Source organism: Candidatus Dadabacteria bacterium (assembly GCA_026706695.1).
In the GTDB taxonomy this organism is placed as follows: Bacteria; Desulfobacterota_D; UBA1144; order Nemesobacterales; family Nemesobacteraceae; genus Nemesobacter.
The window spans coordinates 15,335-35,456 of record JAPOYE010000081.1; the positions used below are offsets into that span (position 1 = coordinate 15,335).

Annotated in this window: 12 protein-coding genes, 1 tRNA gene and 1 pseudogene; 9 read left to right on the plus strand and 5 right to left on the minus strand. The window is 52.1% G+C overall.

Features of this window, described 5'->3' with window-relative positions:
• Positions 1-226 precede the first annotated feature (226 nt).
• Positions 227-1,609: a M23 family metallopeptidase gene (locus OXG10_05935; protein MCY3826903.1), complete on the plus strand. Its 1,383-nt coding sequence runs from the start codon at positions 227-229 to the stop codon at positions 1,607-1,609.
• Complete coding sequence (rlmB, locus tag OXG10_05940; protein ID MCY3826904.1) at positions 1,606-2,352, plus strand: 23S rRNA (guanosine(2251)-2'-O)-methyltransferase RlmB; 747 nt, start codon at positions 1,606-1,608, stop codon at positions 2,350-2,352. Before OXG10_05935 ends, rlmB begins: the two co-directional genes overlap by 4 nt.
• Here rlmB and ligA read toward each other — a convergent pair.
• From ligA to OXG10_05955, 3 genes are read right to left on the minus strand one after another with little or no spacing between them, the layout of a single operon-like run.
• Positions 2,339-4,402 (minus strand): NAD-dependent DNA ligase LigA, encoded by a 2,064-nt coding sequence (gene ligA / locus OXG10_05945; GenBank protein ID MCY3826905.1) that lies wholly within the window; start codon positions 4,400-4,402, stop codon positions 2,339-2,341. The genes rlmB and ligA overlap by 14 nt on opposite strands.
• A 1-nt stretch (position 4,403) precedes the next feature.
• Positions 4,404-6,122, minus strand: a complete 1,719-nt coding sequence (polX, locus tag OXG10_05950; GenBank protein ID MCY3826906.1) for a DNA polymerase/3'-5' exonuclease PolX — start codon at positions 6,120-6,122, stop codon at positions 4,404-4,406.
• 16 nt (positions 6,123-6,138) lie between these two features.
• Positions 6,139-7,887 (minus strand): N-acetylmuramoyl-L-alanine amidase, encoded by a 1,749-nt coding sequence (locus tag OXG10_05955; GenBank protein MCY3826907.1) that lies wholly within the window; start codon positions 7,885-7,887, stop codon positions 6,139-6,141.
• A 103-nt stretch (positions 7,888-7,990) separates the two neighbouring features.
• Here OXG10_05955 and OXG10_05960 point away from each other — a divergent pair, with 103 nt between their 5' ends.
• The 3 genes from OXG10_05960 (at position 7,991) to OXG10_05970 (ending at position 10,144) form a co-directional block, all read left to right on the plus strand.
• Positions 7,991-8,758: an MBL fold metallo-hydrolase gene (locus tag OXG10_05960; GenBank protein MCY3826908.1), complete on the plus strand. Its 768-nt coding sequence runs from the start codon at positions 7,991-7,993 to the stop codon at positions 8,756-8,758.
• 35 nt (positions 8,759-8,793) lie between these two features.
• Positions 8,794-10,017 (plus strand): 2,3-bisphosphoglycerate-independent phosphoglycerate mutase, encoded by a 1,224-nt coding sequence (locus OXG10_05965; protein ID MCY3826909.1) that lies wholly within the window; start codon positions 8,794-8,796, stop codon positions 10,015-10,017.
• Positions 10,018-10,058: 41 nt separating this feature from the next.
• Positions 10,059-10,144 (plus strand) — tRNA-Leu (locus OXG10_05970).
• Positions 10,145-10,316: 172 nt separating this feature from the next.
• On the opposite strand, the gene OXG10_05975 is transcribed toward OXG10_05970, so the two are convergent.
• Positions 10,317-10,868 (minus strand): hypothetical protein, encoded by a 552-nt coding sequence (locus OXG10_05975; GenBank protein MCY3826910.1) that lies wholly within the window; start codon positions 10,866-10,868, stop codon positions 10,317-10,319.
• A 1,187-nt stretch (positions 10,869-12,055) separates the two neighbouring features.
• On the opposite strand from OXG10_05975, the gene OXG10_05980 reads away from it, so the two are divergent.
• Positions 12,056-16,567: a RecQ family ATP-dependent DNA helicase gene (locus OXG10_05980; protein MCY3826911.1), complete on the plus strand. Its 4,512-nt coding sequence runs from the start codon at positions 12,056-12,058 to the stop codon at positions 16,565-16,567.
• Between the two features lie 63 nt (positions 16,568-16,630).
• On the opposite strand, the gene OXG10_05985 is transcribed toward OXG10_05980, so the two are convergent.
• A complete protein-coding gene (locus OXG10_05985; GenBank protein MCY3826912.1) occupies positions 16,631-17,248 on the minus strand; it encodes a tetratricopeptide repeat protein in 618 nt (205 codons plus the stop codon).
• Between the two features lie 205 nt (positions 17,249-17,453).
• Here OXG10_05985 and OXG10_05990 point away from each other — a divergent pair, with 205 nt between their 5' ends.
• The 3 genes and pseudogenes from OXG10_05990 to OXG10_06000 all read left to right on the plus strand — a co-directional run bounded on the left by OXG10_05990 (position 17,454) and on the right by OXG10_06000 (position 20,122).
• Positions 17,454-18,839 (plus strand): nodulation protein NfeD, encoded by a 1,386-nt coding sequence (locus tag OXG10_05990; protein ID MCY3826913.1) that lies wholly within the window; start codon positions 17,454-17,456, stop codon positions 18,837-18,839.
• 6 nt (positions 18,840-18,845) lie between these two features.
• The gene (locus OXG10_05995; GenBank protein ID MCY3826914.1) at positions 18,846-19,604 is read left to right on the plus strand and encodes a slipin family protein; all 759 of its coding nucleotides are present in this window, start codon (positions 18,846-18,848) and stop codon (positions 19,602-19,604) included.
• 327 nt (positions 19,605-19,931) lie between these two features.
• Positions 19,932-20,122 (plus strand): annotated as a pseudogene (locus OXG10_06000) (ABC transporter substrate-binding protein).

Sequence of the window (20,122 nt, forward strand, 5' to 3'; positions counted from 1 at the left end):
CAAATAAAAACAGAACTCACCTGAGGTGCCCGGAAGGTCCTTTCCAAAGAAATGTTCTGTTCGCTGCGGGCTTTTCCCCGTAGAACCGGATCGTGCGAGAGGCAAGTTTGAGATCCCTGAGGGGGTGCGGAAACAGGGTTTCTTTCAGGTTCACTTGCGCTATCCGGGCTGTTCTTATGATGTTATAAGCGAAGCTGCTACGGTAATTCGAAGGAGGTTGTTTTAAATGCTAAAGGTGTCCGGAAAACAGGTTGCGGCTGTTTTTGGGATTGTGCTTCTGATCATTGCTCTCATAAAAGTTATCTCCATTGCCGAGATGAGCCCTCCCGTCATATCCCTTGAGCGGGATGTTAAGAGTCTCGGCTTAAAGCCCCTTGAGGTGACGGTGTCTGACAAGGGCACAGGGCTTTCCAAGGTCCGCATCTCTCTGCTTGACGCTTACGGGGAATCCGTTCTTGTTGAAAAAGAATACAAGAAAGGAACTAAAAGCGATGTGATAAGCGTGAGAATCAACCCCGAGAAGCTTGGTATAAAAAGCGGCGCGGCGGAACTTTTAATAGAGGCGACTGACCGTTTCATGAATGGTCTTCTCCCCGGGAAAAAGGCTGTTTTCAGCCAGAGAGTCACCCTGGATTTCATCCCTCCCCAGATACAGGAACTTTCGCCCGCGCTGTACATAAGACACGGGGGCGCGGGAGTCGTCATTTACAAGGTTTCCGAGGACACGGTCTCAAGCGGCGTTGAAATAAAAGATCTCTTTTTTGAAGGCTACACGGGATACTTCGAGGACCCCTCGGTATACCTTGCCTTTTTCGCCTACCCGTATAATGCGGACAGGGGTGAGAAGATAGAAATTCTTGCGGCTGACGCGGCCGGCAACGAAGCGAGGGAATCTGTTTATTACAGGCTTCTTCGGGCCTCGTACGTAAAGGATGAGATAGGCCTCTCCGAGTGGTTTCTTAAAAGCAAGGTGCTTCCGCTTTTCACCAAGGTCTACGGCTATTCCCCGGTCGGAGATGACGGGAAACCTGATTTGCGTAAGGCGTTTCTGAAGATCAACAGCGAAACAAGAAAGGAAAACGACAACAGGATATACGAGATCGGAAGACAGAGCGGCGGCGAGATTCTCTGGAAAGGGAAGTTCAACCAGCTTCGCAATTCCAAGGTGGGCGCGACGTTTGCGGACCACAGGAAATACCTGCTGGACGGCAACGTGATCGACAACCAGTATCACCTCGGCTACGACCTCTCGGTTACTAAAAAATATCCCGTTCCCGCCTCCAACACCGGAGTGGTGGTCTTCGCTGAGCACCTCGGCATATACGGCAATACGGTTATCGTTGACCATGGAATGGGGGTTATGAGTCTTTACTCCCACCTGAGCTCGATGGATGTGAGCGTCGGGGACAGCGTGGGGAAAAAAGATATCGTGGGGAGGACGGGCACTACCGGGCTTGCCGTTGGAGATCATCTGCACTTCGGGGTTTACGTCCAGGGAGTTCCGGTGAGGCCGCTTGAGTGGTGGGACGCCAAGTGGATCAACGACAACATACTGTACAAGGTTAACTACGTTAAGAAGAGTTTCGGGGTCGTGGAGAGTCCGCGTTGATTGTCTACGGCAAGAACTCGGTCGCCGAACTTCTCCGCAATTCTCCTCGGGAGATAAGGAAAATCATGGTATCGGAGAATTTCGACGTTTCTTCTGACCCGGGGATTAACGCCTCGATCAAGAAATTCCGCATAAAACTCACCCATCTTCCCAGAAACGCGATTACGGACATATGCAAAAGCCCGAATCACCAGGGCATAGCGGCTGAAATCTCTGATTTTACTTACAGTTCGGTCGAGGAGATTCTCAGTGTGGCGAGGGAAAGGCAGGAGAAGGTTTTTCTTCTTGTTCTCGATCATATAGAAGACCCGCAGAACCTCGGCGCCATAATAAGGACTGCGGATTTTCTCGGAGTCCATGGGATCGTGATACCCGCTGACCGGGCGTGCGATGTGAATCCGACGGTGGTAAAAGTTTCTTCCGGAGCTTCGGCCAACATAAAGATCGCCCGGGAGACGAATCTCGGCAGGGTGATCGATACTCTTAAGAAAAAAGGGGTCTGGGTCGCGGGAGCTGATGCGGGTTCCGAGGATGCGGTCTGTGACTGCGACTTCGCTTCGCTTGATATAGCCGTTGTGATCGGGAACGAGGGCAGGGGAATGCGAAGCAAGACAAGGCAGAAATGCGATTTTTTGCTTTCCATTCCAAGAGAGGGGAAGGTGGAATCTCTAAACGCTTCCGTAGCCGCGGGGATCTTTCTCTACGAGGTGTACAGACAAAGACACGGAACTAAAGCCCTATGAGGCTTTTCAGATGTTCTTCCGTAATGATATCCGTTCCGAACTCGCGGGCTCTCTGAAGTTTCGTGGTTCCCGGGTCCGCTCCTGAAACCAGAAAATCGGTCTTTCCGGATACCGAGTTAACGACTTTCCCCCCGAGTCTCTCTATCTCGCTTTTTACCTGCTCCCGGGGAACCGAAAGAGTGCCTGTCAGGACAAACGTTTTTCCGGCGATTTTTTCGTTTTCCCCTGACGATTCTGGTTCTTTTTCTATTCTCACCTGACGCAGAAGCGCTTCCACCACGCTTTTTCTCTCTGGATCCTCAAAGAATTCGAGTATGCTCTGCGCCAGTTCCTCGCCTACGCCTTCCACTTGGAGAAGATCCTCGCTTGTGGCTGCCATGAGATTCTCAGGGGTTTTGAATTCACGTGCTAGCGTCTGCGCGGTTCTTGTGCCCACGTGCTTTATGCTGAGAGAGTTTAGGAATCTCCCGAGGCTTATATCCCTGCTTTTTTCTATCTCTTCTAGGAGGTTGTCGGCGGACTTCTCCGCAAACCCCTCAAGCCCGAGAAGCTGCTCCCTTCTGAGGGCGAAAATATCCGCCATGTTTCGAAGAATTCCTTCGTTTATCAGTTGCTCCACTCTTTTCCCCCCGAGTCCTTCTATGTCAAAAGCGTTTCTCGAAGCGAAAAGACTTATTCTTCCTTTGATCTGCGCGGGACAGGAGGTGTTCGGACACAGATGAAATGAGCCTTCTCTCTTAATCGGGGTTTCGCAGCGGGGGCAGGCCTTCGTCATGGAGAAACTTTCTTTTCTCTCTTCCCCCGAGGGGACGACTTCCACCACTTCTGGGATCACGTCTCCCGCTCTCTGCACAACTACGGTGTCGCCGATCCTCACGTCTTTTTCCCTTACGGTGTCCTCCGTGTGAAGAGACGCCCTTTTTATCTCTATGCCGGATATCTTTACCGGCTCAAGCTCGGCCACCGGGGTGAGGTGTCCCGTCCTTCCGACTTGGACGGTTATATCTCTTATTTTCGTGGTTATCTGCTTGGGAGAGAACTTTATGGCCACGCTCCAGCGGGGATATTTCGCCGTTGCTCCCAGGATTTCCTGCAGCCTTCTGCTTCTTACCTTCAAAACGGCCCCGTCGATCTCATAATCAATGGAATCTCTTTTTCGCTCAAGCTCTCTCGCGTACTCAATGGCCTGGTCGATGCCCAGGCAGCCTCTCGGCTCTTCGGCAATGAACCCCCATTTATGGAAAGCCTCGTATATTGCAAGTTCGTCTCTGAAGTCCACCCCTTCGCAGCTACCCACTCCCCAGGCGTAAAAGTGCAGGGGACGTCGCGCGGTCACAGAGGAGTCAAGCTGGCGAAGCGAACCCGAAGCCGCGTTCCTCGGGTTTTTAAACAGCATCTTGAGAGGCTTCGGTTTTTTCTCTTCTTTTAAGAGAGTTTCGTTTTCTTTCTCAAGTCCTTCATTAAGTTTTTTAAGCTCTTCATTCAGCTTTGCGAACAGGCTTTTCGGGAATACGACCTCCCCCCTTATCTCGACCAGCTTTGGCTTTCGGCCTCGCCCCGAAAGAGCTAGGGGAACGGACCTCACGGTCTTTAGGTTCGCCGTTATCTCCTCTCCCGTTTTCCCGTCTCCCCTGGTGGCGCCGTGGAGCAGTTTCCCTTCGACGTAGGTAAGCGATGCCGAGACTCCGTCGAACTTGGGCTGCAGGACGTATTCGATTTCTTCTTCGGTCTTGAGAAATCTTTTTATCCGCCTGTCAAACTCTCTGGTTTCCTGCTCATCCACCGCGTTATCAATGCTCATCATTGGAATTACGTGGGAGAATGGATTGAACTGCTCAGAAACCTCTCCCGCAACTCTCTGCGATGGGGAATCAGGGACGGCCAGACCGTGGTCCTGCTCAAGCTCAACGAGCCTTCTCATGAGCTTGTCGTAATCGGCATCGGGAATCTCGGGGTTGTTCTCCGCGTAGTAGAGATGATCGTGGCGCCTTATTTCCTCTCTCAGGCGGGATATTTCCGCCCGGGCCTGCTTTTTGGTGAGTCGGGCCATTTTACGAGTCGTGGCTTGCAAGCCATTTAAGGAGTTCGGAAAGACCGTAAGTGTTTACGACGTCTGTTTTCTTCACCCATCCCCGCCTTGCCGTTCCGACCCCGAAAATTATCCTTTCAAGGTGCTGTATCCTGTGGGCGTCGGTTGACACCATGATTTTCACTCCGGCCTCAACGGCTTTCCTGGCGTGAGTATCCTTAAGGTCAAGCCTCTTGTAGGATGAGTTTATCTCAAGCGCCTTATCGTGGTCTCTCGCGGTTTCGATAACGGCGTCTATGTCGACCCTGTAGGGCTCTCTCTGTCCTATCAGCCTTCCGGTCGGGTGCCCCAGAGCGTCCACGTTGGGGTTTTCTATAGCGCCGCATATCCGTCTTGTCATTTCCCTCTCTTCCATCGAGAAAGAGCCGTGAACCGACGCGACGACGAAATCAAGCTCCCGAAGCACTTCATCTGGATAATCAAGAGAGCCGTCGCGCAGTATGTCGACCTCGGAACCCATGAGTATTCTTATCGCTCTGCCCTCGGAGTTTATTTTCTCCACTTCCTCTTTTTTCTGCCATAGTCTCTTTATGCTGAGCCCTTTTGCTATTCTCGAAGAGGGCGAGTGGTCCGTCATGGCTATATATTCGTAGCCGAGCGAGGCCGCCTTGTCCGCCATCTGCCGTATCGTTGACGCTCCGTCGCTCCAGGTCGAATGGGCATGAAGGTCTCCCCTTAAGTCTTCTACCGCAAGCAGCGCGGGAAGTTCCCCTGTGCGTGCCGCTTCAATCTCTCCGCGGTTTTCCCGCAGCTCAGGGGAAAAGTAGTCTAGCCCGAGGGATTCGTAGATTTCTTCCTCGGAGGAAAAATACCCATTACCGTTTCGGATGCCCATGGGACCCGTCTCAAGCCCCTTAGCCTCCGCGATCTCCCTTATTCTTGCGTTATGGGAACGCGAGCCTGTCAGGTTCTGAAGCGCTGAGCCGTAGCAGTGGGGCTCTACGACAAGAAGATCGGTCCGCACTCCTGTCTGCGTGAGGATCCGCGCGCTGTTTTCGGTTCTGCGGAGAACTTCCTTGGTGAAGCCGAGGGCTATGAATTCCTCAATCACTCCCGCTTGGTCATCCGCCGAGGCGATTATGTCTATGTTCGCTACGGTTTCCCTCATCCTTCGAAGCGAACCGGCGAGTTCGGCCCGCAGGACGCCGGGGATTTCCTCTATTTCCTCTTTTATTGCTGTGCCAAGAGGGTGGGCTTCTGTAAGCCTCATTCTCTTTTTCCCGCCCTCGAAAACCTCTATCGAGCGCGATATCTGCTCGATTTTCTTTTTTCCTATGCCGTCTACCTCGAGAATCTCCGGACTGGCGATGGTTTCCTTAAGGCTTTCGATGTCCGCTACCCCGAAGTGCTTTACGAGAGTGCGAAGAAACTTCGGTCCGACTCCTCTTATGTCGAGAAGTTCTGCGAGTTCGTCCGGAACCTGTTTTTTTATCTCCTCGTAGTAGGAGATCTTCCCGGTGAGCCTGTGCTCGATTATTTTCTGGGAAAGATCCTTCCCGACTCCCGGTATGGTCGAGAGTTCCTTTTCCCCGTCGAATTCCTCAAGGGAGTCCGGCATTGAAGAGATGTTGCGCGAGGCCTTTCTGTAGGCGTTTATCTTGAAGCCGTTTTCATCCAGAATCTCAAGGGAATCGGCTATCCTTGAGAATATTTTCGCGATCTCATTGTTTACGCTGTTCATAAAATACGCGGGGGCCTCAGGAGACTTTCTGGGTCTGCGTTGAGTACTTCTTTATTCCCAGAACTATTCCGTCCACTATTCTATTTATGTAGGCTTCGCTCTTCAGTCTTTTTTCCTCTCTGGGATTTGTTATGAAGGAGGTTTCAATCAGCAGGCTCGGCACGTCCGCGCCGATCAGCACGACAAAAGGCGCCTTTTTCACTCCTTTGTTGTTTACGTACTTGTATTTCACGGAAACGCTCTGGATTATGGATTTCTGCACGTAACCGGCGACCTGCTGGGACTCTTCTTTCTTGGCGCTGAGTATGTATTGCTTGAGCGTGCTTCCAAGCTCATTCAGTCCCTTGGTCGTGGTGGCGTTCTCCCTGGCCGCGAGCTGCAGGGATGTCTGGTCGTCTGTAAAGCCCAGTATGTAGGTCTCTATCCCGTGCGCCTTTTTCCTTCTTGCCCCGTTGCAGTGTATGGATATGAAAATGTCTGCCTTTCTTTTTTTCGCTATTGCCGTGCGCTCCTCAAGAGGAATGAACCTGTCGGTGCTTCTTGTAAGGTAGACGTTTTCTATGCCGAAGCTCTTTCCCTCTTCTATAAGCCTCTCCCTAAGCCTCTTGGCTATCTTGAGGTTTACGTCCTTTTCCCTGAGGCCGCTTGGACCTATGGCGCCCGGATCATGTCCTCCGTGGCCCGGGTCGATCACTATGGTCCTTACCTTGAGTCCCAAGGCCTGCTTTAGGCTCGCTATCTCTCCTTCGGGAACCTTGGATTCAAGAGAGGGTCCCTGCTTGTCGTAAGAAGGAGCGTCCTTGGCGAATATCTTCTCAGGCTGCGCTCCCGCTCCCTTTATGTCCATAACGAGCCGGAAAGAAGGGTTCTGTTCCGATTTTCTCAGCGAAAAGACCTTGTGGCCCTCCAGATCCTTTATGTAGAGCACGACGCGCGAAACTCCCGGGCGGTTGCTCGCGAAACTTATCCTCTCGAGAAGTCCTTTCGTGATGGGCTCGATGTTGACCGAATCCGATATGACGGTTTTTTCAAGGTCAACGTAAAGACGGGGAGGGGTCTTTAACTCGGGGTCGGCACGCAGCATGTTGGATGTGTACTTGATCTCCCTGTCGGCCTCTATTACGACCCGCGTATAATCATCCGTTGACCAGTGCCTTATTTTCTTTACGACGGCGTATCCCTTGGGATATTTTTTGGGCGGCGCTTTTTTTGCCGCGGGCTTCGTTTTCTTTGAAGTTTTTGCTCCCGTGAGTGTCGCCAGCTTCTTCTTGGCTATCTCGTAGGTATCTGCTTCCTCCATTCCGTAGACGATTCTCTGGTACGCCGTGGCGGCTCCCTTTTTATCCCCCCTGCGCTCAAGGATCCTTCCCACCCGAAGCCACGAGTCATCGGCCAGGCTGTCTTTCGGATATCTTTTCACAAACTCGCGCGAGTACTGAAGCGCTTTCTCGGAGTCCTCGGGCGTTTTGAACCTGAGGGACTTCTTGTCGTAGACCCTGGCAGCGGCGAAGAGACAGAGCGGGGCGTTTTTCCACTCGGGGTCCTGCGAGTATAGCCTGTAGAAAGTGTTTCCCACGAGATCCCACGTTTCGCTTCTTTTGGCTTTTTCGGAATTTGATTCGAGCTGGCGGTAAAGCTTGAAATTCTCCTCGAAGAGGGCCCTGTTTTTCTCCTTCGCCGTGGCGAAAGAGAGTGTAAGCAGACAGATAGGAACTATACAGATAGAAGTTATGAGGAAGGAAAAAAGTTTTGTGCGGCTTTTCACTTTACACAGAAATATATTGGTTGCTACGCCGATGTAAATTTATTTTCGGAAGATTTGTATGTATGTTGTTACAACATCAATTCTACCATGTTTGGCGTGTTCTATGAAGGTCAGAGTGCTTGGATGTGCCACTTCAACCGGCGTTCCCGTAGTGGGCTGCCAATGTGACGTATGCACATCGGATAATATTAAGAATAAACGTACCAGAAGCTCCGTGGTTGTTGAGGTGGCCGGGAAGAAAATACTTATCGACACCTCGACCGATCTGAGGACTCAGGCTCTGAGGGAAGGCATAACCAGGATCGATCTTGTTCTCTATACTCACTCCCACGCGGACCACACCCACGGAATAGATGATCTTAAGGCGTTTAACTTCATAAATTCAATGGATATAGACTGTTACGCAAATCCGGTTACCCTCGATGACATAAAGCGGAACTTCGCCTACATATTCGATTCTTTCCCCGCCGCGGGAGGGAAACCCAGGCTTAACTTCAAGGAGATAAACGGGGAAATCAGGTTCGAGGGAATCAGGATAGAACCAATCGACATCTATCATCACAACTGGCAGATACTCGGCTACAGGATCGGGTCTTTCGGTTACGTTACAGACTGCAGCGCCATCCCCGAGGAATCCTACGAAAAACTCTCGGGGCTTGACCTTCTGATACTCGGTGCGTTGAGGTACAAACCCCACAGAGCCCACTTCAGCATAGAGCAGGCGGTAGAGGAAATAGAAAAACTGGGACCCAAAAGGGCCCTTCTTACCCACATGGGGCATGAGCTTGAGTATGAAAAGCTCCTTGGGGAACTTCCGGATCATATAGAGCCGGCGTATGACGGAGCCGAAATAGAGCTCAGTGACCCCTGATGTTATTCCGCCCGGGTAGCGGGCAAGGAAGAAAAATGCAGGATCTAGTATCAAAACTTGTTGAGAAAAATTCCTCGAAGATAGTTCTCTGCGTCCTTGACGGACTCGGGGGGCTTCCGGTTGACGGAAAGACCGAACTCGAGGCGGCACGAACCCCGAATCTTGACCGGCTCTCTTCGTCCGGGTCTCTGGGGCTGCATGTGCCGGTTGAGAGAGGCATAACCCCTGGAAGCGGCGCCGCGCACCTCGCGCTTTTCGGCTATGATCCCGTCAGAAACGAGATAGGAAGGGGCGTGCTTGAGGCTCTTGGCCTCGGCATTGATCTCGGCCCGTCGGACGTGGCGGTGAGGGGCAACTTCGCCACCGTGAAATACGAAGGGGATAACCCGGTTGTTACCGACAGGAGGGCGGGCAGGCTCAGCACGGAGGAGAACCAGAGGGTGATTTCCAGGATTTCGTCGGCCGTCAAGGAGATATGCGGGGTAAAAATAAATTTCTATCCGGGCCTTGAGCACAGGTTTGTCGTGGTTCTGTCATTTCTGGCGCAGCTCTCGGAATCAGACGCGCTTGTCTGCGACACAGACCCGCAGGCAGAAGGCAGGACTCCTGTAAGGCCCCGCGGGGAGAATGGCAGTTCCCAGAAGATGGCCGAGATCGCAGGAGAACTGATTGACAGGGCTTGCGAAGTGATAAGGGATGAGCCCGTTGCCAACTACATGCTTCTTAGAGGTTTTTCCGTGAGGCCGAACCTTCCGACCTTTGATGAGGCCTACGGACTTCGGGCAGGTTGCATTGCCGCCTATCCGATGTACAGGGGAGTATCGAAACTGCTCGGGATGGATGTTCTTGAGGTCACCGGAGATTCCATAGGTGATGAGATCGAGACGCTTTCTCGTAATTTTGAAGATTATGACTTTTTCTATCTCCACGTAAAGAAAACAGACAGTTACGGAGAGGACGGGAATTTCGGAGCGAAGGCAGGTGTAATAGAGGAATTCGATTCACTTCTCCCCGAAATCATGGGACTCGGAGTTGACGTTCTTACCGTTACGGGTGATCACTCGACCCCGTCAGCGATGAAGTCACACAGTTGGCACCCTGTGCCCCTTATGATCAGCTCTAAATACTGCAGGGGAGGGGGAGTGGAAGGTTTCTCCGAATCGCACTGCTCATCTGGTGATCTGGGAATCATAAAGGCGACTGAGATAATGCCGCTTCTTCTTGCCCATGCGGGGCGGCTTCGCAAGTTCGGCGCTTGAAATTTGTCCCTTGCGTGATACTTTTTACAGTCCGATTCTGTGCCGAAGTGGCGGAATAGGCAGACGCGCTATCTTGAGGGGGTAGTGCCCTACGGGCGTGCGGGTTCGACTCCCGCCTTCGGCACCATCATAAAATTGTAGCCACCTTATATTATTAGGGTTTTTAGGATGTAAGGAATCTCGATATTACTTTCAATACCACGTATTAGCTATATAATCCCCATTCCTTTGGTATTCAAACCATCCCATAGTATAAAACTCACCCCGAACTCGACGAGGGAGGCTCACTTGCTCTGTCCTTATCCCATTGCAGCGTCAACACTGGTAGGGTTCTGAACGTAACAATAAAGAGGCGATTCATCTTCGCTCGCGATCTTCTCGGCCTTATCGAGGGAAATGACACCAGGGAAATCAACTGCAAACAAGCCTTCGACGGTATCACCATGACGTTCACCCTTTAGTGTATCGCCACGACGTAAAGCTTTTAACGCTTCCCAGCCAAATAAGAATTTGGAGTTAGGTGGGACATAAAGATTTATCCATTTCCCACCGCCCCACGGCGTATAGTGAACTTCTGTGTAAGTTTTTGTCTCATCTAAGATCATCTTTTTTTCTATTATCTGCCAGACAAACCTTTTTCCCATAATAACAGCCTCGGCTTGATCCAGAGTAAAAACATATACGCTATCTCTATAGAGCCAGGGGACCGGGGTTCTGGTATGCGAATCCAATACCGCATAAAGCCCGTAGTCAAAAGCCCCCGGATCTCTCCTCCGCGTTTTCAAAAGAATTTTCCCCCGTCGCCTTGCGGTGCGACGCAGCCTATCTTCTTTTACCTTGAGACTTGCCATTTTTTCACAAAACCTCCTAAAATTGGGAGGGTGTAACTTTGGTAAAAGAAATTTATCCAACATAAGCCAGAAGTCAAGCTAGGATATAAGCCAGAAGTCAAGCTAGAATCAAAATTTGCCCGATTTCTTGAACTCACACGTGGCCCAGCGTTTATAAAACGTGTTTCTCTCCATGATTCGCTTTTCGGCGGGAGCGAGTGTTTCAACGGTACAAATACCCACCCGGTCGGGATTGTCGACTTTCTGCGGTTTCGGGAGCGATTTAAGCACAGGTGAGATAATGTTAAATTTCTTCTTTTTTTCTTCTCTTCAATTTTTAAACCGTTTCTTTCGTTCGATTAAAACAGTTTTTAAATTACAATAACGAGAACAAGCCATGGATGAGAAAAATGATGTACTTGGGTTTGGAAAAAAATTTTCTCACTATAAATAGCGACCAAATTCAAAAACTGATCCGAGTTTGTATTGAATGCCCGCGACTAAAACGCAGGAATCGTTCGTCGGCGTTTAAGGCGAAGGTGGTGATGTAAGCTATGTCGTTCGCAGATTTTATCAAGAGGTGCCTCACATTAGACCTTGAGATAAGTGCTGACAGACAGATTCGAGATATGGGTGTGTTACGCGGAGACGACGAGTTGCGGATTCGCGATGTGGGATTGTTAAATGATGCGGTTCAAAAACTCAACGCGTTCGCAGACGGTGCTGGTTTCGTGGTGGGGCATAACATAGTTGCCCACGATAGACGTTTCATAGAAGATCACCTGCCGGGTGCCGCGATTCTCAGTCTACCTGTTGTAGATACTCTCTACTTGGCGCCTCTCGCGAGTCCGCAGCAGCCCTATCACCACTTGGTCAAAGACTACAAGCTTGTCAGTACGGCGCAGAGTGATCCCGTTGCGGACTGTCGGCTCTCGCTGCAACTGTTGGAGGACTGCTGGGTTATTTTGGAGAAACGGGAACGCGAGCATCCAGGACTAGTGTCAATCTATCGCAGCTGCTTTGACGACTCTGACGCTCCCGGTGGTGTCTCGTCTCTTAACCTGAACGGGACCGGTATCTTTCTGGAAGCTCTTGGCGCTCGGCTACTGTCTCGGGATCTCGTGCTCCGTAACTTCGAGCACTTCGCTCGCGACAGGGCGTGCCCGGCTGCAATCCGTCGTAAACTACCGTCTCTTCTAGACGACCCAATGACTCGACCGGCTGCTGCCTATTCCCTCGCTTGGCTCACGGCAGCAGGGACTGAGTCCATTCTTCCGCGCTGGGTACACCGCACTTTCCCGGCCGCTCCCCAATTTCTGCACTCGGTCCGGAGCGTTCGGTGTGACGACCCAAGGTGCACGTATTGCTCTGTCCATCACGACCCCCGTGGCAAACTGGAGGAGTATTTCGGGTATGAAGCCTTTCACCCGACCCCAATAACGAGTGACGGAGATAGTCTGCAGGAACGGATTGTCATGCAGGGCATCGAAAAACAGCCGATTTTGGCGATTCTGCCAACAGGCGGTGGAAAGTCGCTTTGCTTCCAACTACCCGCGATTGTCCACAACGAGCGGACCAGAGCACTTACCATTGTTATTTCTCCGCTCCAGGCGCTGATGAAAGATCAGGTTGAGAATCTCAATCGTAAGACCAAGACCGGGAACCTCGCAGCTGCTTTGAATGGCCTCCTGACCATGCCCGAGCGTCATGATGTGCTTGAAGGAGTACGGCTCGGACGGTTTGCACTCCTCTATGTCTCACCCGAACAACTGCGGAACCGTTCTTTCAAAACAGCTATACGCCAGCGTGAGATCGCCACTTGGGTGTTCGATGAGGCCCACTGCATTTCGAGATGGGGGCACGACTTCCGTCCAGACTACCTGTATGCGGCACGCTTCATCCGAGAGTTTTCGGCGCGAGAAGGGATCGATCGGGCTCCGGTAGCGTGTTTCACCGCGACCGCAAAGCTCGACGTACGTGAGGAGATCGTTGCACATTTCCGTGAAGAGCTCGGCCAAGAGCTCGAGGTGCTCGCAACCGATAGGGTTGACCGGGAGAACCTGCACTACTCGGTCGAAGAGGTGTCCCCTACGCAAAAAAGAGCTCGCATCCTCGAGTTGCTTGCAGAGCACATTGGAGAACCGTCGGCCACAGTACCCCAAGGCGCAGCAATCATTTACGCAGGCAGGCGCCGCCGGACAGAAGAGCTCGCAACAGCGCTGCGTGTGCACGGATGGAATGCTGAGCATTTCCATGCCGGCATCGACCCACCCGAAAAGAAGCGCGTCCAAGATGCATTCATCTCCGGAGAGGTGCCAGTTATCGTTGCGACCAACGCCTTCGGTATGGGAATCGATAAGGAAAACGTACGACTTGTCGTACATGCCGACGTTCCCGGATCCCTTGAGAACTATCTGCAGGAAGCCGGGCGGGCAGGCCGAGACGGCGATTCGGCAAACTGTGTCCTGCTCTTTGCCAAAGGCGACCTCGAGGACCAGTTCGACTTGGCCTCGCGCGGTTGTCTCACCCAACGAGACATTTCTCAGATACTCAAAGCGGTCCGCCGGGCGCGGCGTCGGGACGCCGAAGAGATCGTGCTTTCACCGGGTGAGATCCTGCGGATACCGGACACCGATGTATCGTTCGACGAGCGTGAAGCATCAGCGAATACAAAGGTCAGAACCGCCATCTCGTGGTTGGAACGCACGGGCTTTGTACTACGCGACGAAAACCAGACCCGCGTTTTCCAAGGTGTGCCGGCAGTTCCCGATCTCGAGACTGCAAAAAGGAAAATGGAGGAGCTTAACCTCCCAGAACGTGTACGGCAGCAGTGGCTGGAGGTAATCAGTGAACTGCAAGAGGCGGATATCCGAGAAGGAATCGACACTGATCAGCTTGCTCACTTACCCTCATTTCGATCACTCAGATCCCATGTTGGCGAAGACGCGGCAAATTGGGACCGCACTGTGTCCCGGGAGATCCTTCGCACCCTAGACGGAATGACACGCGCCGGATTGCTAGAGAGAGGGCTCTACTTCACGGCCTGGGTTCGGCATAAGACGAAGAGCCGGTCGCTAGATCGGCTGGCGGAGATTGTAAGAGTTGAGAAAGCAGTGGAGGACCTCTTGCGCACTGAGCATCCTGATGCAACACCCGGCACCGAAATACATCTGTCCATCTCCCACTTGCAGGAACGCCTTCGAACCGAGGAAATAAAAGTCACCCGCGACAGCACGCTAAAGCTACTTGTGGGTTGGGCACGCCAAGGCTTTAGTCAAAAAGCGCTCATCACGCTCGGGGGCGGCGGGCGACATGGCTTGCGTGTGAGTCTGCAAGCCGACTGGGCTGGCTTTCGGGAACAATTGGACCTACGCGTCCAGGTAAGCCAGACGGTACTCAAAGTCCTTCTCGCAATTGCCGAGCGACAAGGCCTGATAGGTGAACAGCTCGTGCTGTTTTCTTTAGAAGATCTCCGGGGTGGCATCGACGGGCAGCTCGGATTGGCTAATCGGATCGGCGATCCTTTCAACGCAATCGAGAAAACGCTCCTGTTCTTAGACGAGCACGACGTTATCAAGCTCCAGAAGGGCTTGTCGATTTTCCGCCAGGCAATGACTATCCGATTTCCAGACGAGGCAAAGGGAAAACGTTATTCCAACCACCACTACCGTCCCCTCCAGGACCACTACGATCAACGGGTGTGTCAGATTCATGCGATTGGACGCTATGTAGAGGAAGCAAAGGCAAGACTCAACGGCGGTCGCCGCTACGTACAGAGCTACTTTAGTCTGCCCGCGTCTGAGTTCATTCAGCATTATTTCGCAGACGATCCTAGGACACTCGAGCGAGCTACATCACGGGAGAGCTATGCGGAAATTGTTGAAAGCCTGTGCAACGATGCTCAGGAGCAAATTGTCACCGCGTCGAAGAATCACAATTTACTAGTGCTGGCAGGTCCTGGGTCCGGAAAGACGCGCGTTGTGGTTCATCGATGTGCCTACCTTCTAAGGGTAGAGCGCGTACGACCCGAACGCATCCTAGTTGTCTGTTTCAACCGCTCCGCCATGCACCAGTTACGAGTGCGGCTCAGAGATCTCGTCGGTGATCTTGCACGCCAAGTTGCTGTACACACCTATCACTCTCTTGCTCTGCACCTGACCGAGCGGTCGATGGCAGCTAGGATCGAGGTGGCGGGTCAGGAGGACATCGACTTTGACAGTATCATCGACGAGGCGAACAGCCGGCTACGGGGTGAAGAGCAGGTTGTAGGAATGGAGCCGGACGAACTTCGAGACCGACTGCTCTCAGGTTTTGAATACGTGCTCGTGGACGAGTACCAGGACATTGATGCGCGGCAGTATGAATTGATCACTCACATTGCGCGACGGGCGGGCGAAGACGAAGATCGCGACCGCTGCGCAACGATCCTCGCAGTGGGCGACGACGATCAGAGCATCTACGAGTGGCGCAACGCTAACGTCCAATTTTTGCGTCAGTTCGAGGAAGAATTCAACGCCCAGCGACACTACCTCGTAGAGAATTACCGATCTACTCAGCACATCATTGACACGTCCAACGCATTGATCTGTCACAACCGGGACCGAATGAAATTGGAGTATTCGATTCGGGTGAATGTGGATCGCTTAAGAGACCCTCCTGGTGGTGAGTGGGAATCGCTGGATCCTATTACCCGGGGACATGTTTCACTGCTGAAAGTAGAGGGTGGCGAGGCACAGGCGGCTACAGTATTAGCTGAGATTGAGCGTCTGCGAAGGCTCGATCCGACGCCAGACTGGCACAACTTCGCCGTCCTCTCGCGGACGCATGATCAACTGGATGCTGTGCGTGCGCTTCTCGAACGTGAGGGCGTGCCGATCCGTAGGGTTCTCCGGGGCGGATTACCGCCTCTTTGGCGTATTCGAGAATTCAAACGCCTGCTTGCACATTTGGAAGAAAATGAACTGTTAGAGGTCTCTATACCAAAACTGCGTGGGGAACTCTCTAGGATTTGCGGTGTGGACTCATTCTGGACGGCAATGGCAAGCCGTATGCTGATGGATCTTGAGGTAGAGTTTGGAACAGAATCCTGTGCTGTGGTTGATGTGACGGTGCACGCAGCGAAGGGATTGGAGTTTGCCCATGTCATCGTGCTCGGTGGTGGGTGGAAGAAGAATGCTCGCCTTTCCGAGGAAGAGCGTCGCCTTTACTATGTGGCGATGACACGAGCACGCAAAACGCTTGCATTGATAGACCGGCGAGATGATCCGCTCCCTTATGCGCGGGAGCTCGAGTTAAAGAACTTACGCCTCCGCAAAGTCGGTGTCGCCGACGGCCAATCAGACAAGTTTGCTGATGTCCGCTACACGGTGCTTGGAATGCGGGATTTATTCATCGACTTTGCGGGTGGAAAGCCTAAAGGACACAAAGTACACCGCTCGCTGGCCCATATGCAAGCCGGTGATTCGATCACCTTAAGCCCCAAGCAATCCGGCCAGGTCGCGGTACTGGATCGCAAGGGTGTGCAGGTGGGGCGTCTCTCAAAGAACACTGCGGAAAGTTGGCAACAGCCAAAGTTGCAACAGATCAATGAAGTCCGGGTGCTCGGCATGGTATCGCGTGAAATGGAGGACTGCAAGCCGGAGTATCGAGATCAAATTGCCGTCCCCGACTGGGAGCTTCCGCTCCTCGAAGTGTGCCACCGCAATCCGGCTGCTGAATAGTCGATTTCCCGATATTAGGGAGTTTTAGCAAGAAGATTAAATTCCCTGAACGTTTTGAGTTTTTTATCTGGTTGAGATGCTAGATGTTTCTTTTCGAATTTTCTCCGCTTTCTCGGGTTCTCCGATCTTTTCGTACACAAGACTCAACTGCCTTCTCGCTTGGACGTAATAGGGGCTTTCGCTTCTGTTCACTTCGGAGAAGTATTCTATGCTCTTGTCCCATTTCTCAAGCTCGAAAGCGGACAGCCCGATCACTAGATTTGCGCCGTCGCGGAAAATACCGTCTTCGGGATCATCATCAAGGAAAACCTCAAGGTGTTTTATCGCTTCTTCGAAGTTCCCAAGCTGGTAATTGATCATCCCCATCTGGTAAAGAGCCAGAATCGACACCTCGGTTCCGGAATGCTCCTCACGCAACGTTTGCAGTTGTGAAAGAGAAGTTTCCATTTCTCCGCTCTTGTAACTCTTAAGAGCCTCGCGGAGTTGCTCGTTTGCCAAGAGGTCTTTTTCTTCCTGTTGCGAGGAAACAAAGCAGACTGCGAGCAGGGCCACTGCTATGACGCCCATGCCGATAAGTATTTTGTTGAAGTGCTCCGAGAGACCTTCGAGGGATTCCGCCAGGAACTCTCTGAATTTATCGGGGCGCTTAAGTTCTTTGGTCGTATATTTTATTTTGGGCATTAATCGTAAATTCTTGCTTTATAGAAAAGCGGCAAGCCTGTAAATTCCGTGTCTTTACTGCCGGATTTATCTGCTGTGTTAGAATATTCCTTGAGTGAACATGATACGTTGTTTCTTCAGACAATGTCAAAGGTTTTCGGGGAATTATCGGGGGAATCGGCTGAGGTTTGATTTCCCGGCCCGAAAGTCTGGACGAAAAAGGACTATGCCCCAAGCGGGCAGGGGTCCGCTTCTGCGCATTTCAGTTTTTTTCCTGCTTCTCTCCGCGATTTTGGGTTACCAGGTATCCGCCGCCGATCCGGAAGCTCCTCCCCGGACAGCAGAGATAGTTGAGATCGAGATAAACGGTTCCATAAATCCCTCGACCGTGGACTACATTAAAACCGGTCTCTCAGAAGCGCGCGCCCGCGATGCCACCGCTCTGCTTATCCTCTTGGATACCCCAGGGGGGCTTCTTAATTCCACGAAGGATATAGTGAAGATCCTTCTTAATTCCGAGGTTCCGGTGATAGTTTACGTCTACCCGAGGGGAGCGACTGCCACTTCCGCGGGAGTTTTCATCACGCTCTCAGCCCACGTGGCGGCCATGTCTCCCGGAACAAGCATAGGGGCGGCCCATCCTGTGATGCTGGGGCGTGGCCAGCAGAGGGGCCCGGCCCCCGGGAAGCCGGAAGAAAAGAAAGACGATAAGTCTTCTGACGTGATGAACGAAAAGATTGAGAATTTCGCGTCGTCTTTTATGGAAAGCATAGCCAAGGAAAGGGGAAGAAATGCGGAATGGGCAGTCGATTCGGTGAGAAAAAGCGTTTCGGTGACCGCCGATGAAGCGCTTAGCAAAAATGTGATTGATATCATCTCTCCCGATATTCCCTCGCTTCTCTCCGAGATAGACGGCAAGGAAGTGAAAGCAAGCGGCCAGAGCGTCCGTCTTGAGACAGCCGGCGCGAGCACGCAGCGCCTCGAGATGAGCCTGCGGCAGAAGGTGGTTAATATTCTCAGCACCCCGGACATAGCGTTTCTGCTTCTCTCCCTGGGCTCGCTCGGAATATTCCTTGAGTTCTACAACCCGGGAATGATTTTTCCCGGAGTCGCCGGACTTATTGCGCTGCTCGTCGGTTTTGTCTCCCTTCAAATCCTTCCTTTTAATTACGCCGGTTTGATACTGCTTTTCGTCGCAATGGCGCTTTTGATATCGGAGGTGTACGTGACGAGTTACGGCCTTTTGAGCCTAGCTGCGCTTGCGTGTCTTGTGTTCGGGGGGCTTCTGCTTTTTGATACGCCGGAATCTGATCTCGGCGTGAGCAGGGGAACCATAGCAGCTGTGGCCGTAAGCATTGGATTGCTCTCGGTTTTTATTGTATATTTAGGCGTAAAATCGTTCAAAGTTCCCGTTCAGGGCGGTTTCGAGGGGATGGTGGGTCAGAAGGGGGAAGTTGTTTCCTGGTCTCAAAAAAGCGGAAAGGTTTTCATCGGGGGAGAGTACTGGGAAGCGACGGGCGAGCGCGAGTTTTCACCCGGGGAAAAAATAAAAGTAATAGAGAGCACAGGAGATCTCGTCGTCAGGGTTTCAGACTATGACGGCAAACAGTGACGCACAATGTCGATAACCGCGATTGTAATTCTCGTAATTGTTTTTCTAATCATTATATCGGGACTTAAGATCCTCTATGAATACGAGAGGGGAGTGATATTCCGTCTCGGAAGAATAGTCGGAGTCAGGGGTCCCGGGTTCATAGTTGTCATCCCGTTTCTTGAGAAAATGGTGAGAGTCAGTCTGCGGCTCGTGACCATGGATGTGCCTCCTCAGGACGTGATCACCAGGGATAACGTTTCGGTAAAGGTAAACGCGGTTGTCTACTTCAGGGTGGTTGAGCCGAACAGGGCCATCTTGCAGGTTGAAAACTATCTCTACGCCACTTCCCAGCTTGCCCAGACAACCTTGAGGAGCACGCTCGGGCAGGTGGAACTGGATGAGCTTCTCTCGGAGAGGGATAAGCTTAACGTCAAGCTTCAGGAGATTCTTGACAAGCAGACCGACGCTTGGGGGATCAAGGTTACCATGGTCGAGGTTAAGTACGTTGACCTCCCGCAGGAAATGCAAAGAGCGATGGCCAAGCAGGCGGAAGCCGAGAGGGAGAGAAGGGCGAAGGTGATAAGCGCCGAAGGAGAGTTTCAGGCCTCCGCCAAAATTGCGGAAGCCTCAGAGATACTGTCGGCAAACCCCGTTTCTCTTCAGCTCAGGTTCCTTCAGACAATAAACGACATATCTTCCGAGAAGGCTTCCACGATCATTCTTCCTGTTCCGCTTGACATCTTGAAGGCCTTTGCGACAAAAGACGAAAAAACGAATTCGTAAGCTTTTTGCCGGACCGAAACTCTTTGTAAAAACTTCATGGGCAAATTTCTGCGTCTCTTTGTGTTCGCGTTGCTGGTTGCGTCCGCGGGGTTCTTTTCTGCCGGATGCTCCCGGAGCGCGGACTGTCAGAATAAAAACGACAACGCCTCACTTGTCGGCAATGCGGACCCGAACTCTTTTTCCGCCGGGGGTTCGCTCATAAGGGAGCTCGGCGAGGAGCCTGCGACCCTCAACCCCGTTATAGCGACTGATGTTTACGAAGGCATCGTTAACGGCGGAATCTACGAGACTCTTATAAGAAGAAACAACGAAACCCTTGAGTTCGAGCCCCTTCTTGCAAGTTCCTGGAAAGTTTCTGAGGACGGGCTTTCCTATACTTTTCATCTCAGAAAAGACGTGAAATGGCATGACGGCACTCCGTTTACCGCCGATGACGTGGTTTTTTCCTATGAATCCATAAGAAACCCCAAAGTCGCCGCCGCCCACCTCCAAAGCTACTACCAAGACGTAAAGTCCTA